This is a genomic window from Streptomyces novaecaesareae (assembly GCF_000716875.1).
GTDB lineage: Bacteria > Actinomycetota > Actinomycetes > Streptomycetales > Streptomycetaceae > Kitasatospora > Kitasatospora novaecaesareae.
Genome location: NZ_JNWQ01000013.1, coordinates 1 through 15,955 on the forward strand (window position 1 = coordinate 1; position 15,955 = coordinate 15,955).

11 protein-coding genes are annotated in these 15,955 nt (G+C 72.1%); 7 read left to right on the forward strand and 4 right to left on the reverse strand.

Going from position 1 to position 15,955, the window contains the following annotated elements; all coding sequences use genetic code 11:
• Nucleotides 1–74 precede the first annotated feature (74 nt).
• The 4 genes from OP86_RS07120 to OP86_RS07135 all read left to right on the forward strand — a co-directional run bounded on the left by OP86_RS07120 (nt 75) and on the right by OP86_RS07135 (nt 8,758).
• A complete protein-coding gene (locus OP86_RS07120) occupies nt 75–1,733 on the forward strand; it encodes an allantoin permease (protein WP_030056117.1) in 1,659 nt (552 codons plus the stop codon).
• Between the two features lie 62 nt (nt 1,734–1,795).
• Entirely contained in the window at nt 1,796–5,473 is a 3,678-nt protein-coding gene (gene uca / locus OP86_RS07125) for an urea carboxylase (protein ID WP_078588634.1), read from the forward strand.
• Nucleotides 5,470–7,185, forward strand: coding sequence for an allophanate hydrolase (atzF, locus tag OP86_RS07130; protein WP_030056119.1), 1,716 nt, complete (start codon nt 5,470–5,472; stop codon nt 7,183–7,185). The genes uca and atzF overlap by 4 nt, the downstream gene beginning before the upstream one ends.
• 190 nt (nt 7,186–7,375) lie before the next feature.
• A complete protein-coding gene (locus tag OP86_RS07135) occupies nt 7,376–8,758 on the forward strand; it encodes a cation:dicarboxylate symporter family transporter (protein ID WP_051829784.1) in 1,383 nt (460 codons plus the stop codon).
• Nucleotides 8,759–8,967: 209 nt separating this feature from the next.
• Here the strand turns inward: OP86_RS07135 and OP86_RS07140 are convergent, their stop codons facing one another.
• Complete coding sequence (locus OP86_RS07140) at nt 8,968–9,396, reverse strand: PPOX class F420-dependent oxidoreductase (RefSeq protein ID WP_030056121.1); 429 nt, start codon at nt 9,394–9,396, stop codon at nt 8,968–8,970.
• The gene (locus OP86_RS07145; protein ID WP_051829785.1) at nt 9,389–9,970 is read right to left on the reverse strand and encodes a PadR family transcriptional regulator; all 582 of its coding nucleotides are present in this window, start codon (nt 9,968–9,970) and stop codon (nt 9,389–9,391) included. The genes OP86_RS07140 and OP86_RS07145 overlap by 8 nt, the downstream gene beginning before the upstream one ends.
• A 283-nt stretch (nt 9,971–10,253) precedes the next feature.
• Here OP86_RS07145 and OP86_RS07150 point away from each other — a divergent pair, with 283 nt between their 5' ends.
• From OP86_RS07150 to OP86_RS07160, 3 genes are read left to right on the forward strand one after another with little or no spacing between them, the layout of a single operon-like run.
• Nucleotides 10,254–11,825 carry a circularly permuted type 2 ATP-grasp protein gene (locus OP86_RS07150; protein ID WP_030257028.1) on the forward strand — a complete coding sequence of 524 codons (1,572 nt, stop codon included), beginning with the start codon at nt 10,254–10,256 and terminating at the stop codon, nt 11,823–11,825.
• Nucleotides 11,822–12,790 (forward strand): alpha-E domain-containing protein, encoded by a 969-nt coding sequence (locus tag OP86_RS07155; protein ID WP_030056123.1) that lies wholly within the window; start codon nt 11,822–11,824, stop codon nt 12,788–12,790. The genes OP86_RS07150 and OP86_RS07155 overlap by 4 nt, the downstream gene beginning before the upstream one ends.
• A 5-nt stretch (nt 12,791–12,795) precedes the next feature.
• On the forward strand, nt 12,796–13,638 hold the full coding sequence (locus OP86_RS07160; RefSeq protein ID WP_030056124.1) for a transglutaminase family protein: 843 nt from the start codon (nt 12,796–12,798) through the stop codon (nt 13,636–13,638).
• 113 nt (nt 13,639–13,751) lie between these two features.
• On the opposite strand, the gene OP86_RS07165 is transcribed toward OP86_RS07160, so the two are convergent.
• On the reverse strand, nt 13,752–14,543 hold the full coding sequence (locus tag OP86_RS07165) for a methyltransferase domain-containing protein (protein WP_051829786.1): 792 nt from the start codon (nt 14,541–14,543) through the stop codon (nt 13,752–13,754).
• An 82-nt stretch (nt 14,544–14,625) separates the two neighbouring features.
• Nucleotides 14,626–15,939 (reverse strand): cation:proton antiporter, encoded by a 1,314-nt coding sequence (locus OP86_RS07170; protein WP_063832312.1) that lies wholly within the window; start codon nt 15,937–15,939, stop codon nt 14,626–14,628.
• Nucleotides 15,940–15,955: the final 16 nt, after the last annotated feature.

Sequence of the window (15,955 nt, forward strand, 5' to 3'; positions counted from 1 at the left end):
TAGATCGCTCGTCGGCAGCGTCAGATGTGTATAAGAGACAGCCCCCGCACCCCCGCACCCCGGAAGGGCTGACCATGAGCACCGCCGAGTCACGTCTGACGACGACCGCACCATCCGACGCCGAGAAGAGCCAGGCGACGAAGGAGACCCTGGAGGACTACACCCTCCGCTTCGCGCCCCGCAGCTACCGCCGCTGGACCCCGATGGTCGTGGCGACCACCGCGCTCGGCGGCATCGCCTACATGGCCGACTTCTCCATCGGTGCCGGCATCGGCCTGGCCCACGGCACCGGCAACGCGCTCGTGGCGATCGCCGTGGCCGCAGTGGTCATCTTCGTCACCGGCTTCCCGCTCGCCTACTACGGCGCCCGCTACAACATCGACCTCGACCTGATCACCCGCGGCTCCGGCTTCGGCTACTACGGCTCGGTGCTGACCAGCGCCATCTTCGCCAGTTTCACCTTCATCTTCTTCGCCCTCGAAGGCTCGATCATGGCCCAGGGCCTCAAGCTCGGCCTCGGACTGCCCCTGTGGCTGGGCTACGCGGTCTCCACGCTGATGGTGATCCCCCTGGTGATCTACGGCATGAAGGCGCTCAGCAAGCTCCAGGTGTGGACGACACCGGTCTGGCTGGTGCTGATGGTCGCCCCGCTGGCCTACCTGATCGGCAACGACCCCGGCACCGTCGACCGCTTCCTCTCCTACGCCGGCACCGACGGCGAGGGTGGCCTCAACCCCGCCTCGGTGCTCCTCGGCGCCGGTGTCTGCCTGTCCCTGATCGCACAGATCGGCGAGCAGATCGACTACCTGCGCTTCATGCCGCCCAAGACCGAGGCCAACAAGCGCAGTTGGTGGACCGCCGTGATCATGGCCGGCCCCGGCTGGGTGGTCCTCGGCGCCCTGAAGCAGGCCATCGGCGTCTTCCTCGCCGTCTACATCATCGCCAAGGTCGGCGCGGACGCCGCCCCGGAGCCGATCCAGCAGTTCAAGGGCGCCTTCGACGCGATGATGCCGTCCTGGCTCGTCATCCCGCTCGCGGTGGCCCTCGTCGTGATCAGCCAGATCAAGATCAACGTCACCAACGCCTACTCCGGCTCGCTGGCCTGGACGAACTCCTTCACCCGGGTCACCAGGCACTACCCCGGCCGGATGGTCTTCGTCCTGGTCAACCTCGGCTTCGCGCTCGCCCTGATGGAAGCCGACATGTTCAGCTTCCTCAACAGCATCCTGGGCTTCTACTCGAACTGCGCGATCGCCTGGGTCGTCACCGTCGCCACCGACATCGGCGTCAACAAGTACCTGCTGAGGCTCTCCCCGCTCCAGCCCGAGTTCCGCCGCGGGATGCTCCACGCCGTCAACCCGGTCGGCGTGGTGGCCTTCGTCGCCGCCTCGGGTCTGTCGATCGCCATGTACTTCCACGCCCTCGGCGACACCCTCCAGCCGTACTCGCCGGTGGCCGCCGCCGTCATCGCCTTCGTCCTCACCCCGCTGATGGCGATCGTCACCAAGGGCAGGTACTACCTGCGCCGCACCGGCGACGGCATCGACGAGCCCCTGCTCGACGCCGAGGGCAATCCCAGCGCCGTCACCCTCGACTGCCACGTCTGCCACCAGCCCTACGAGCGCCCCGACCTGACCGCCTGTGCCACCCATCAAGCGGTCGTCTGCTCGCTGTGCCTGAGCACCGACAAGGTCGGCGACCACGTGCTGCCCGCACAGCCGATCACCGTCTGACCCCGAGACACCGGCAGTACGTCAAGCGCCGCCCTACCGCCCGCTCCGGAGGAGCCGCCATCGTGTTCGACACCTTGCTCGTCGCCAACCGCGGAGAGATCGCCTGCCGCATCCTGCGCAGCGCACACGCCCTCGGGTTGCGCACGGTGGCGGTGTACTCCGACGCCGACAGCACCGCCCCGCACGTCCGCATGGCCGACGAGGCCGTACGCCTCGGCCCGGCACCCGCCGCCGACAGCTACCTGCGCGCCGACCTGGTGCTGGAAGCGGCCCTCGCCACCGGCGCGGGAGCGATCCACCCCGGCTACGGCTTCCTCGCCGAGAACGCCTCCTTCGCCGCCGCGGTGGAGGCGGCCGGCCTGGTGTTCGTCGGCCCCGCCCCGGCCCAGCTGGAGGTCTTCGGCGCCAAACACACCGCCCGGGCCGCCGCGCTCGCGGCCGGAGTACCCCTGCTGCCCGGCAGCGGACTGCTCGCCGACGAGGCGCAGGCCCTGAGCACGGCGGAGACGATCGGCTACCCGGTCATGCTCAAGGCCACCGGCGGCGGAGGCGGCATCGGCATGCGGGCCTGTGCCGGACCGCAGCAGCTGCGGGAGGCGTTCGCCCAGGTCACCCGGCTGGCCCGGGGCAGCTTCGGGGACGGCGGGGTCTTCCTGGAGCGGTACGTCGACCGCGCCCGCCACGTCGAGGTGCAGGTCTTCGGCGACGGCACCGGCGGGATCGCCGTGCTCGGCGACCGCGACTGCTCCCTCCAGCGCCGCAACCAGAAGGTCCTGGAGGAGGCCCCGGCACCGGACCTCCCCGACCACGTCAGAGCCCGGCTCCACACCACGGCACGGGAACTGTGCGCGTCGGTCGACTACCGCTCCGCCGGCACCGTGGAATTCGTCTACGACCCCGCACGCCAGGAGGCGTACTTCCTGGAGGTCAACACCCGCCTCCAGGTCGAACACCCGGTCACCGAGGAGACTCACGGCGTCGACCTCGTCGCCTGGATGCTGCGCCTGGCCCGCGGCGAGACCGGCTTCCTCCACGAACCGGTCCCGCACGGCCACGCGGTCGAGGCCCGGATCTACGCCGAGGACCCGACCCTCGACCACCGACCCAGCTCCGGCCTGCTGACCCGGGTCCGCTTCCCCGAGGGCGTCCGCGTCGACGGCTGGGCCGAGACCGGGCAGCGGATATCCACGGCGTACGACCCCATGCTCGCCAAGGTCATCGCGACCGGCCCCACCCGCGCCGAGGCCCTCGACCGCCTCGCGCAGGCCCTGGCCGACACCAGGATCGACGGCGTGGAGACCAACCTCGGCCTGCTCCGCGCGGCCTGCCACGCGCCCGACGTGCGGGCCGCCGTGCACACCACCGCCACGCTCGCGGGCATCACCGATCCGCGTCCACGCATCGACGTCGTGCGCGGCGGCGCGCAGACCACCGTGCAGGACTGGCCCGGGCGCACCGGCTACTGGGAGGTCGGCATCCCGCCCGGCGGCCCGATGGACGACCTCTCCTTCCGCCTCGGGAACACCGCCGTCGGCAACCCCGAGGGCGCGCCGGGCCTGGAGTGCACCCTGGAAGGAGCGGCCCTGCGCTTCTCCCACCCGCAGGTCGTCTGCGTGACCGGCGCACGGGCCGAGGTCCGGGTCGACGGACAGCCCGTCGAACAGTGGCAGCCGCTGGAACTGACGGCAGGTCAGATCCTGGACGTGGGCACCCCGAAGGGCCCCGGCATGCGGACCTACGTCCTCGTCCGCGGCGGCCTCGACACTCCCGACTACCTCGGCAGCGCCGCCACCTTCACCCTCGGCGCCTTCGGCGGGCACGCCGGACGGGCACTGCGCGCCGGTGACGTCCTGCGCCCGGCGACGCCCGCCGCCGACGCCCCCGCCCCGTCGGCGGTGCCGGCCGCGGACCGCCCGCACCTCGCCGGCCACTGGCGGATCGCGGTCAGCGAAGGCCCGCACCCCGCACCGGACTTCCTCACCCGCGAGGGCCTGCGCACCGTCTACGAGACGGACTGGAAGGTCTCCGCCCAGTCCGCCCGCACCGGCGTACGGCTCATCGGCCCGCGTCCCGAATGGGCCCGGCCGGACGGCGGCGAGGCCGGCCTGCACCCCTCCAACGTCCACGACACCGCGTACTCCGTCGGCGCGGTCAACTTCACCGGCGACACGCCCGCCATCCTCGGCCCCGACGGCCCCAGCCTCGGCGGCTTCGCCTGCCCCGTCACCATCGTCCGCGCCGACCGCTGGAAGACCGGACAGCTGCGTCCCGGCGACACCGTGCGCTTCGTTCCCGTCGGCGAGACGACCGCCGACGCCCTGCGCCGCACCCCCGCCCTGCTCACCCTCCCGACGAACGCCGGCCCGGACGGCGACGACGGTGTCATCGCCCGCCGCCCGGCCACCGACACCACCCCCGAGGTGACGTACCGGCGCGGCGCCGAGGACAACATCCTGGTCGAGTACGGTCCGATGACGCTCGACCTGGCGCTGCGCATGCGCGTCCACGCCCTCGCCCAGCACCTGCACGCACTGCGCCCGTCGGGGCTCGTCGACATCACACCGGGCGTGCGCTCCCTGCACCTGCACACCGACCCCGACACGCTCCCCCTGCGCACCCTGCTCGGTCTGCTCCAGGAGGCGGAGGACCAACTCCCCGCGACCGCCGACCTGACCGTGCCCAGCAGGGCGGTCCACCTCCCGCTCTCCTGGGACGACCCCACCGTCCAGGAGGCCATCGCCCGCTACACGGCCTCGGTCCGCGACGACGCGCCCTGGAACCCGTCGAACCTCGAATTCATCCGCCGCATCAACGGCCTGGACAGCGTGGAGGACGTCCGGCAGACGGTCTTCGCCGCCGAGTACCTCGTACTCGGCCTGGGCGACGTCTATCTCGGCGCCCCCGCCGCCACCCCGCTCGACCCGCGGCACCGCCTGGTCACCACCAAGTACAACCCGGCCCGCACCTGGACGGCGGAGGGCGGCGTCGGCATCGGCGGCGCCTACCTGTGCGTCTACGGCATGGAGAGCCCCGGCGGCTACCAGCTCATCGGCCGCACCGTCCCCGTCTGGGGCGGCCTGCGCCCACCCCGCTCCTTCGCGGACGACCAGCCCTGGCTGCTGCGCTTCTTCGACCGCATCGTCTGGCACCCGGTGAGCCCGGAGGAACTCCTCGACATCCGCGCCGACCTGGCCGCCGGACGCACCGCCCTGGACATCCGTCCCGGCACCTTCTCCCTCGGCGAGCACGAGAGGTTCCTGCGCGAGAACGCCGACAGCATCGCGGCCTTCCGCACCCGCCAGGCAGCCGCCTTCGAGGCGGAACGCCAGGCGTGGGAGAAGGCGGGCGAGTTCGCCCCGCGCGAGGCACCCGATGCGGTCGTCCAGGACGCCGCTTCCCCGGCCCTCGATCCGGGCAGCCTCCTGGTCGAGGCACCGCTCAGTTCGACCGTGTGGAAGGTCGAGGCCCAGCCGGGAGCCCGCGTCGTAGCCGGCCAGCCGCTCCTCGTGCTGGAAGCCATGAAGATGGAGGTGGTGGTGCGGGCCCCCGCCGGCGGCGTCATCGCCGACGTACTCGTCATCCCCGGCCAGCAGATCGACGCCGGCGCCCCGCTGGCCGTCGTCAGGGAAACCGCCGTGGAAACCGTCGTGGAATCCGCCGTGGAAACCGTCATGGCATCCGCCGTGGAAACCGTCATGGCATCCGCCCTGGAAACCGTCATGGAAGAGGAAACCGCATGACCCAGGCCCCGACCGTCAGCTGCGCCGAGCGCGTCATCGACGCCTACCGGCGCATCGCCGAAGCCGACCGGCCCGAGATCTGGATCACCCTGCGCCCCGAGACCGACGTGCTGGCCGAGGCCCGCGAGCTGGACCGGCGCATCGCCGCAGGGACCGACCTGCCGTTGGCCGGAACACTGGTGGCCGTCAAGGACAACATCGACGTGGCCGGCCTGCCCACCACCGCCGCCTGCCCCGACTACGCCTACCCGCCCGGCAGCTCGGCGACCGCCGTGCAGCGGCTGGTGGACGCGGGCGCACTCGTCCTCGGCAAGACGAACCTGGACCAGTTCGCCACCGGTCTGGTCGGCACCCGAAGCCCCTACGGCCCCGTCCGCAACGCACTGCGCCCGGAGAAGATCTCCGGCGGCTCCAGCTCCGGATCGGCGGTCGCCGTCGCCCTGGGCATCGCCGACATCGCCCTCGGCACCGACACCGCCGGCTCCGGCCGCGTCCCCGCCGCCCTCAACGGCATCGTCGGCATCAAGCCCACGCTCGGACTGGTCCCCACCACCGGAGTCGTCCCCGCCGCCCGCTCCTACGACGCCGTCACCGTCTTCGCCCATACCCTCACCGAGGCCCAGCAGGCCCTGGCCGTCATGATCGGCCCCGACGAGGGCGACCCGCTCAGCCGCACCTGGCCGGACGACGTACGCCTGTCGGCCCCGGAGCACCCACGCATCGCGATCCCCGGGGATGTGGACCTCGCGCCGCTCTCGCCGGAGGCGCAGGCCGCGTTCCGTACGGCCGTCAAGCGCCTGGAGGCGGCCGGCGCCGAGGCCACCGTCATCGACGTCTCCCCCCTGCTGCAGGCGGCGCGACTCCTCTACGACGGCGCACTCGTCGCCGAACGCTACGCCGCGGTGGGCGAGTTCATCGCCCGTGACCCGTCGGCGGCCGACCCCACCGTGGCCGGGATCATCCTCGCCGCCGCCGAACTGCCCGCCCACGCCCTGGCCGCCGACCAGGAACGCCTCGACGGGTACAAGGCGCTCGCCCGCCGCCTCCTGTCCGGCTACGACGCGATGCTCCTGCCGACCACCACCGAGCACCCCGACATCGCCGCCGTCCAGGCCGACCCCGTCACCGTCAACTCCCGCCTGGGCACCTACACCAACTTCGTCAACCTCCTCGACCTCGCCGCCGTCGCCGTCCCGGCCGGCGAGGCCGACGGCAGCCCCTTCGGCGTCAGCGTCATCACCCGCGCCTTCGAGGACCAGCCCGCCCTCGACATCGCCGCCTTCCTCACCGGCGAGCAGGCCCCGACTCCCCTGCCCGGCACGGGAGTCGACCTCGCCGTCTTCGGCGCCCACCTGCGCGGCCAGCCCCTCAACCGGCAGCTCACCGAGACCGGCGCACGCTACGCGGGCGAGGTCACCACGGCCGCCGCGTACCGCCTCACCGCGCTGACCACCGAGCCACCCAAGCCCGGCCTCGTCCGTGTCGGCCCGGGCGCCGGAGGCCCGATCACCGGAGAACGCTGGACCCTCTCCCCCGCAGCCCTCGGCCGCTTCCTGGCCGCCCTGCCCTCCCCCATGTCCCTGGGGCGGATCGAACTCGCCGACGGCACCTGGGTGCTGGGCTTCCAGTGCGACCCGCACACCGCATCCACCGGAACGGACATCACCCACCACGGCGACTGGCGCACCTACCTCGCGACCGGCGCGTCCTGATCAGCCGCGCCGCCCGGCCCGCCCTCTCCCGGATGCTCGGGAAAGGCCGGTGCCCCGGCGGGCCGCACGATACCCGGCGTTAACGCCGGGGACGTGGGGACGTGACGAACGGCCAGCAGAATCCACCGCACGCCCATCGAGGCGGAAGAGTAATTCCGCTGTACGGAATTCCTTCGAGAAGGGGATTCGCATGACCGAAGCATCCGTGCCTGCCCGAAGCCGGGCCGCGACCGTGCTGCTGTCACCGTTCACCCAGGTCATCGCGGCCATCGGGCTCGGGATCGCGGTGGGAGACCTCTGGCCGGACAGCGCTCACGACCTCAAGCTGATCGGTGACGCCTTCCTCAACGCGATCAAGGCCGTCATCTCGCCGCTGGTCTTCTGCGTCGTGGTGCTGGGGATCGCCAAGGCGGGCGACATCAAGGCCGTCGGACGGATCGGCGTCAAAGCACTGATCTGGTTCGAGGTCGTCAGCACGATCGCGCTGCTGGTCGGTCTGGCCGCCGGCAACCTCGTCGAACCCGGGCACGGCTTCGCCGACGGGCACCCGAAGCTCGATGCCGCGGCCGTGGACAAGAAGACCGCGGGCGCCCAACTCCCCGGTTTCGCAGGCTTCCTGCTGAACCTGGTGCCGACCAGCGCGGTCGGGGCCTTCGCCAACAACCAGCTGCTGCAGGTGCTGCTGCTGGCCGTGCTCTGCGGGACGGCGATCAGCCACCTGGGCCACACCCGCACCCCGCTGGTCCTGCAGCTGGTCGACCAGGCCGGTCAGGTGATCTTCCGGATCGTCGGGTACGTGATGAAGCTCGCGCCCCTCGCCGCGTTCGGCTCCGCCGCCTACCTGATCGGCCAGTACGGGATGTCGGCGCTCTCCTCGTACGGCGCACTCATCGCCTGCTGCTACGGGGCCGCGCTGCTGTTCGTGCTGGGCCTGGCCGTGCTGCTCAAGGTGTTCACCGGCCTCAGCCTGTGGCGCTTCCTCGTCTACACCCGGTCCGAGTTCTCGCTCGCGGTGGCGACGGCGTCCAGCGAGGTCGTGCTGCCGAGGATGATGCAGAAGCTGCGCGACGCGGGCGCCGGCGAGGCGCCGACCGGGCTGGTGCTGCCGACCGGCTACTCCTTCAACCTCGACGGGGCGTCGATCTACCTCTCGGTGGCGACACTGTTCATGGCGCAGGCGCTCGACGTGCACCTGTCCCTGGGCCAGCAGGTCACGATCGTGCTGATGCTCATGCTCACCAGCAAGGGCATGGCGGGCATCCCGGGCTCCGCGTTCCTGGCCCTGTCGGCGACCGCCGCCGCCGTGAACGCCTTCCCCCCGGGCGCGGTGGCGCTGCTGCTCGCGGCAGACCGCCTGATGGACACCATGCGCGTGGTCACCAACCTCCTCGGCAACTGCGTCGCGACCTTCGTCGTGGCCCGCTGGGAGGGGTTGCTGGACATCGGCCGCGCCAAGGCCGCACTCGCCGGCGAGCCGGCCCCGGCCCCGGCTCCCGCGCAGCCCGGCCCCCGCGACACGGCCATCGACCACCCGGAGCGGCACGCACCCGTCCCCGTGGCAGCGGTCGACTGAGCCACCGGCGCGCCGGTACTACCGGTGGGCCGGGCTGCAGATCGAACAGGCGCTGTTCGCCGGGCTGTTCGCGACAGCGGACCGCACCGCCGGGATGGGATCCTTCCTGACGAATGGTCCGGGCCGAGCCCGGTTCGACGGGAACGAAACGGCGGCCCGACCGGTGTGACCGGTGCGACCGGCGGCCCCCACCGGGGCTGCCGGTCCGGTCAGTCCGCGATGCCGTCGTAGGCGGTCACCCTGTCGACCACGGCGCGGACCAGGTACTCGCCCGGCACGGAGTTGCGCTCGCCGTACTCCGCGGCCCGCTCGGCGCCCATGTACCGGGCGCCGATGCGGGTGGCCCAGGTGCGCAGCTCCTCGCCGTCGTCCGTGAAGGCGGCCGTGCACTCCAGCATCACGTAGCCGTAGGGCGGCTGCTGGACGTCGACGCACAGGGCGAAGTGCGGATCGCGCCGCAACGCACGGTACTTGAGCGAGTCGTGCCAGGTGGTGAAGACCACCTCGATCCCGCCCGGGACGTCGTCCAGCAGGAACCAGACCGGTGTGACGTGCGGCCGACCGTCCTTGCGGTGGGTGGCCAGCTTGCCGGTCCGGGTGCCGGTCAGCACGAACGCACGCCATTCGGCGTCAGTCATGGACCGCATGCGCAACCTCCTGTCCGCGGTCGGCCACGGTGGCCGCCGCCAGTTCGTCGAGCGTGGTCCGGAGCCACTCCAGTTCGGCCCGCGAGGTGGCCCGGGCGATCAGCAGCACCCCCGTGCGGAAGGGATCGCCGACATCGCCCGCCGTGAGCGGGCGGTCGCCGTCGTAGAAGTAGCTGCTGGGTTCGCTGAGGAAGGCGAGGCGCCGGCGCAGCACGGTCGCCTGGGCACCGGGGTCGGGCAGGTGGCGCAGAAAGGCGAGGAGCGCGAACCAGCGGTTCTCGTCGGTGATGAACGGCTCGGCGGGCTCCCGCAGGTTCCGCTGCAGTTCGGCCCGGCCGGCCTCGGTGAGGCTGAGCACGTGCCGGGGGGCGGCCGCCGCCCCGGGCTGCGCCTCGCGGGTCAGCAGCCCGGCCGTCTCCAGCCGCTTGATGGCCGGGTACAGCGTGCCGTGGCTGACCGTCCTGACGTGCCCTGACAACCGGGCGATCCGCACCCGCAGTTCATAGCCGTGCAGCGGCTCCTCGTACAGGAACCCGAGGATGGAAAGGTCCAGCAAGCTCGACATGGTCGGAGTATAGGCCCGAAGCCGCCATATGCCGATCCGACGTATGCCTGCCCCGGGGGTGTCAGCGGCCGTGCAGCGCACGGTACTCGGCGACCAAGGCGGCGCCGGAGCCGTCCGGCCGCTCGGGCCGCCCGTCGGCAGCCCACGCTCGTCGGCACGTCAAGCTGCTGCGTAGGCCCAGCACCTGACCGGCGGACGGCCGCAGCACACCTGAGCTGGGATGCGGTGCTTTCGGTAGTGCGGCCGTCACACGGCCGAAACCGACCGCCAATAGCGTCTCGCCATGGCCGACATATTCGACTCGTACACGACAGCGGACGCGTGGGACGAGATGTTCGAGCGCCCCGGGGTGGTGAGACCGGCCTACGAGGCCGTGTTCGCCGCGCTGAGCCCCCTGGACTCCCTCGAACTCCGGTACCGCACCGACCAGATGGCCCGTGCCTTCACGGATCGCGGCGTGACCTACTCCTACGGCGGCGAGGAACGCCCCTTCCCGCTCGACCTGGTGCCCCGCCTGCTCGACGCCGTCGAGTGGGACCGGCTGTGCCGGGGCGTCCGGCAACGGGTCCTCGCCCTGGAGGCCTTCCTCGCCGACGCCTACGGCAGGCAGCGGGTCTTCGCGGACGGTGTGGTGCCCTACCGACTGCTGTACTCCTCGCCGCACTTCCACCGGGCGGCGCACGGCATAGAACCGCCGAACGGGGTCCGCATCCACGTCTCCGGGATCGACCTGGTCCGGGACGAGGAGGGCCGGTTCCGGGTGCTGGAGGACAACGTCCGGGTGCCGTCCGGCGTCTCGTACGTGATCGAGAACCGCCGGGTGATGACCCGCACCTTCCCGGCCCTCTTCGCCGAACAGCCCGTACGCCCGGTGGACGAGTACCCGCAGCGCCTGCTGGCTGCTCTCAAGGCCTGCGCTCCCGACGGCGTGACCGATCCGGTGGTGGCCGTCCTCACCCCGGGCGTGGCCAACGCGGCCTACTTCGAACACGCCCTGCTGGCCAGGCTGATGGGCGTCCAACTGGTCGAGGGCCGCGACCTGGTCTGCTCCGGCAACCGGGTACGGATGCGCACCACCCGGGGGGAGACCCCGGTCCACGTGATCTACCGGCGGCTCGACGACGACTTCCTCGACCCGCTGCACTTCCGCCCGGACTCGCTGATCGGCGTCCCGGGCATCATGTCCGCCGCCCACGCCGGGAACGTCACCCTCGCCAACGCCGTGGGCAACGGCATCGCCGACGACAAGCTGCTCTACACCTACGTCCCCGACCTGATCCGCTACTACCTGGCGGAGGAGCCGCTGCTGCCGAACGTGGAGACCATCCGCCCGGAGGAACCGGGCCGGCTGGAGGAGGTCCTGGACCAGCTGGACCGGCTGGTGCTGAAGCCGGTCGACGGCGCCGGGGGCAAGGGCATCGTGATCGGCCCGCGTGCGGAGCGGGACGCGCTCGACCGGCTGGCCAAGGAGGTGCGGGCGGACCCGCGCGGCTGGATCGCCCAGCGTCCGGTGGCGCTGTCCACCTCGCCGACCCTGAGCCGTCGCGGCGACGGCCAGGACGGGCTCGCTCCCCGCCACATCGACCTGCGGCCGTTCGCCGTCCACGACGGCAGCGACGTCTGGCTGGTCCCCGGCGGGCTGACCCGGGTGGCCCTCGGAGAGGGCAACCTGATCGTCAACTCCAGCCAGGGCGGCGGATCCAAGGACACCTGGGTGCTGGCACCCGACGCACCGCCGAGCCGGTCCACCGGCGAGCGGTCCACCGCGGTGAGCGAAGTGAGCCCGCGTCAGTTCGGCCCCGGCAGCACGAGCACGCCCGGCGGCCCGGCCCAGGAGGAGGCACAGCAGCAGTGATCACCACCGACACCATGCTCTCCCGGATCGCCGAATCCCTGTTCTGGGTCGGCCGCTACGTGGAGCGCGCCGACGACACCGCCCGCATCCTGGACGCCTACCTGCACCGGCTGCTGGAAGACCCGTGGAGCGACGAGGACGCCGCCTGCCGCTCGCTGCACGCCATCCTCGGCGTGGCCGTCCCGAGCGAACAGCACTGCGACATGGACTCGGTCCTGGCCCGGCTCGCCTTCGACCAGGCCAGCCCCGGCTCCATCGAGGGCGCGCTCAGGGCGGCCCGGCAGAACGCGCTGACCGCACGCGACGTGGTCTCCACCGAGATGTGGGAGACCCTCAACTCCACCTGGCACCAGCTCGCCGAGCACCAGCGCGCCGCGCGCCGCACCGGACCGGACGCCTACCTCGGGCTGGTCCGCCGCCGCGCCGCCCTGTTCTTCGGGCTCGCCGACTCCACCATGAGCCGTGACGACGGCTGGCGCTTCGTCGTCCTCGGGCGGAGCCTGGAGCGGGTCGACATGATCGCCCGGCTGCTCGCCGTCCGGGTGCTCGCAGCCGTCCACGCGCCCGACTGGCCCACGCTGCTCAGCGCGAGCGGCGCCGAGGAGGCCTTCGTCCGCGCCCGCGGGGCCGGCAGCGACCCGGGCGAGGTGGCGGCCTTCCTGTTGCTCGACCGGGGATTCCCGCGCTCCGTGCTGCACGCGCTGAGCGCCGCCGAGGAGTGCCTCGCCGAACTCGGCGGCGGCACGCCCGCCTGGCAGCGGCCCGAACCCGCGCGGCTGGCCGTGGGCCGGATGCGCACCAGGCTGGAGTACCTGGACTCCGCCGAGCTGGAGCAACTGCCCGCGCTGCTGAGCGAGCTCCAGCTCGCCTGCGGCGAGGCCACCCGGGCCGTGGCCGAGCGCTACTTCCCCTACGACGGCCCGATCGAGTGGTCCCACCAGTCCGTGATGCGAGAGGGAGTGTGAACGGGATGGCCAGCCGACTGCGGATACGACACGAGACCCGGGTGGGATACCCGAGCCCGGCCGGCTCCTCGTACAACGAGCTGCGGATGAGCCCGCTCACCCTGCCCACCCAGACCGTCCTGGACTCACGGGTGGAGGTGACCCCGGCCGCCTCGCTGTGGACCTACTGGGACTACTGGGGCACCCAGGTCACCGTGTTCGACCTCGCCGACTCGCACACCGACCTCTCGCTGACGGCGACCAGCCTGGTCGAGACCGCCCCGCCGACCCCGCTGCCCACGCCGCTCGACCGGGCCGAGATCGCCGCGCGGTCGGCCGACTCCCGGCTGACCGAGTACCTCGCCGCGACGCCGCGCACCACGGTGAGCCCGGACCTCGCCGCCCAGGCCCGTGCGGCCGCCGACGGCCTGGACGCCCACCAGGCCGCGGCGGCGCTGACCGACCTGGTCAGGGAGCGCGTCTCCTACACCCAGGGAACCACCGGGGTGCACACCGGAGCACAGGACGCCTGGGACCAACGGGCAGGCGTCTGCCAGGACTTCGCCCACCTCACCGCGGCCCTGCTCCGCGCGGCCGGTCTCCCGACCCGGTACGTGTCCGGCTACCTGCACCCCTCGCCCGACGCCGAGCTCGACCGGCCGGTGGCCGGTGAGAGCCATGCCTGGGTCGAGTACTGGGCGGGCGAGTGGATCGGCCAGGACCCGACCAACGGCACCCAGCCCGGCGAGTCCCACGTCATCGTCGCGCGCGGGCGCGAGTACGGCGACGTGCCCCCGCACAAGGGCGTCTACCGCGGCGCGCCGGGCGAACTCCCCCGGGTACGGGTGGAATTCACCCGGCTCGCCTGAACCGGACGGATCCCACGGCGGCTGCTGCAGGACGCCGGCGCGGACACGGCACGCCGACACTGCGCGCGGCGTCGGGCCGTGCGCAGTGTCGGCGTGCCGGGGCGGCAGGGGTGTCAGGGGCGGGTGGCGGAGGCGATGAACATCGGGACCATGACGAAGAGCTTGCCGGTCTTCGCGCGCTCCTGCTGCTCCGCGAGCCAGGCGTCGGCGGCCTCGGGGGTGACCGCGCCGGAGGCCTTGCCCGCGGCGGCGACGCTCTGGAGGACGACGCCGCACTGGGCGTAGTCGCGGTAGACGAGCGGGAAGAGCTCCACCTCGATGTCCTCGAAGCCGGCGTCCTGGAGGAGGCTGTGGAAGCGGCGGCCGATCCACGGGTAGGCGATGGTGTCGGCGAAGGCGCGCCCCAGCTTGCGGGTGGTGTCCATGTCGGAGGCGTCGACCGTCCAGAGGTCGGCGTCCAGCTCGACCAGAACGAGGCGGCCGCCCGGACGCAGTACCCGGCGGGCCTCGGCCAGGGCGGCGGTGGGGTCCGTCAGGTGCTGGTAGACGCGCTCGGCACGGTAGCCGTCGACCGACGCGTCCTCCAGGGGGAGGTCCTCGGCGCGGGCCTCGATCAGCCGCAGCTGGGGGTGGCGCTGCCGGCCGACCTGGACGAGGAAGCCGCTGGCGTCGACGCCGATCGCGTCCAGGCCGCTCTCGGCCAGCTGCGCGGTGGCGGTCCCGACGCCGCAGCCGACGTCGAGCACGGTGGCGCCCGAGGGCAGGTCGAGCAGCTGGTGCGAGCGGTCGCGCAGCGGGGGCATCTGGGGGAGGTTCTCGCACCAGTCGAGGAAGCCCAGCATCTGCTTCTGCTGGCCCGTCAGCTCGACGTCGTTGAAGCCACCCACCTGGACGGTCTCGGTCATGTGTTCTTCCTTCTCATGGTCTGCATGGTTCGATGAGGGACGGGGAGGCTCCGGCCGCCCCGCCCCGCCCCGCCCGGTACTGCTATCGGCCCGCGGGCACCAGGTCCTTCTCCGCATCCGTCTCCGCAAGCGGAACCGCCGCCTCGATGTCCACGCCTTCCCGGCGGGCCCTCGCTGCGAACAGCCGGTGCAGCGGGGTCGCCGCGAAGGTCGTGATGATCGTCATGACCGCGAGGACGGTGTAGAGCTCGACCCCGAACATCCCGGCCTCCAGGCCGATGTTGAGCAGGATCAGCTCCATCAGGCCGCGGGCGTTCATCAGCGCGCCGAGGGAACGCGACTCGTGGGTGCCGAGGCCCTGCATGCGGCCGGCCACCATGACCGCGAGCCCCTTGCCGACGGACGCGACCAGCAGCACGAGGCCGGCCATCAGCAGGGTGTCGGTCTCGAACACGGTCGAGAGCTTGGTGTTGAGGCCGGAGTAGATGAAGAAGGCCGGCACCAGGACGTAGCCGACCAGCGGCTCCAGCCGATCGCGCAACGCCTCGACGAAGGCACCGCGCGGCATCGAGACGCCCATGACGAACGCGCCGAAGACGGCGTAGATGCCGGTCTTGTCGGTGAACCAGGCGGCGAGCGCCAGGCCGATCATGGTGACGACGAACGGGCCGACCGGGAATGCCTCCCCGGCGTCCATCCGGCGTTGCGCCCAGTCGCCGACGCGGCGCAGGCCCGCCCGGCCGACGGTCAGCATCAGCACCGTGTAGGCGACGCCGCCCACCAGGGCGGTGATGGCGAGCGCGGCACTGCCCTTGATCGAGGCCACCACCGCGGCCAGCAGGATCCAGGAGACGACGTCGTCGACCGCCGCGCAGGCCAGCGCCATGGTGCCGAGCCGGGTCTCCTGGAGGCCGGAGTCGTGGATGATCCATGCCAGCATCGGGAACGCGGTCACAGCGATCGCGGCGGCGATGAAGAGCGCGGCCTCCCAGGCGCTCACCTTCTCGGCGAAGTAGCCGCCCTGATCGACCATCAGCCAGCCGACCAGGCCGCCGAGCACCATCGGCGCGGCGATTCCGGCGAGCGAGGTGAGGCCGGCCGTCCTGGCGTGGCTCACGAAGATCCGGGTGTTGAAGGCCGTTCCGACGAGGAACATGTAGAGCACCAGGCCCAGTTGGCCCACCACGTAGAGCGTCATGTGCGAGGGGTGGACGACCTTGACGCCCTCCACGACCACCTTGGTCGGGAAGATCCAGTGCTGCACGTCGGGGGCGACCGCGCCCAGCAGGGACGGTCCGAGCGCGAAGCCGGCGAACATCATCGCCACGACCTGGGACTGTCCCAGCCTGACGAACAGCGGGGTGAGCAGCCGGTACGCGCCGAGAATGACGGCCACTTGCAGGAAGAAATGC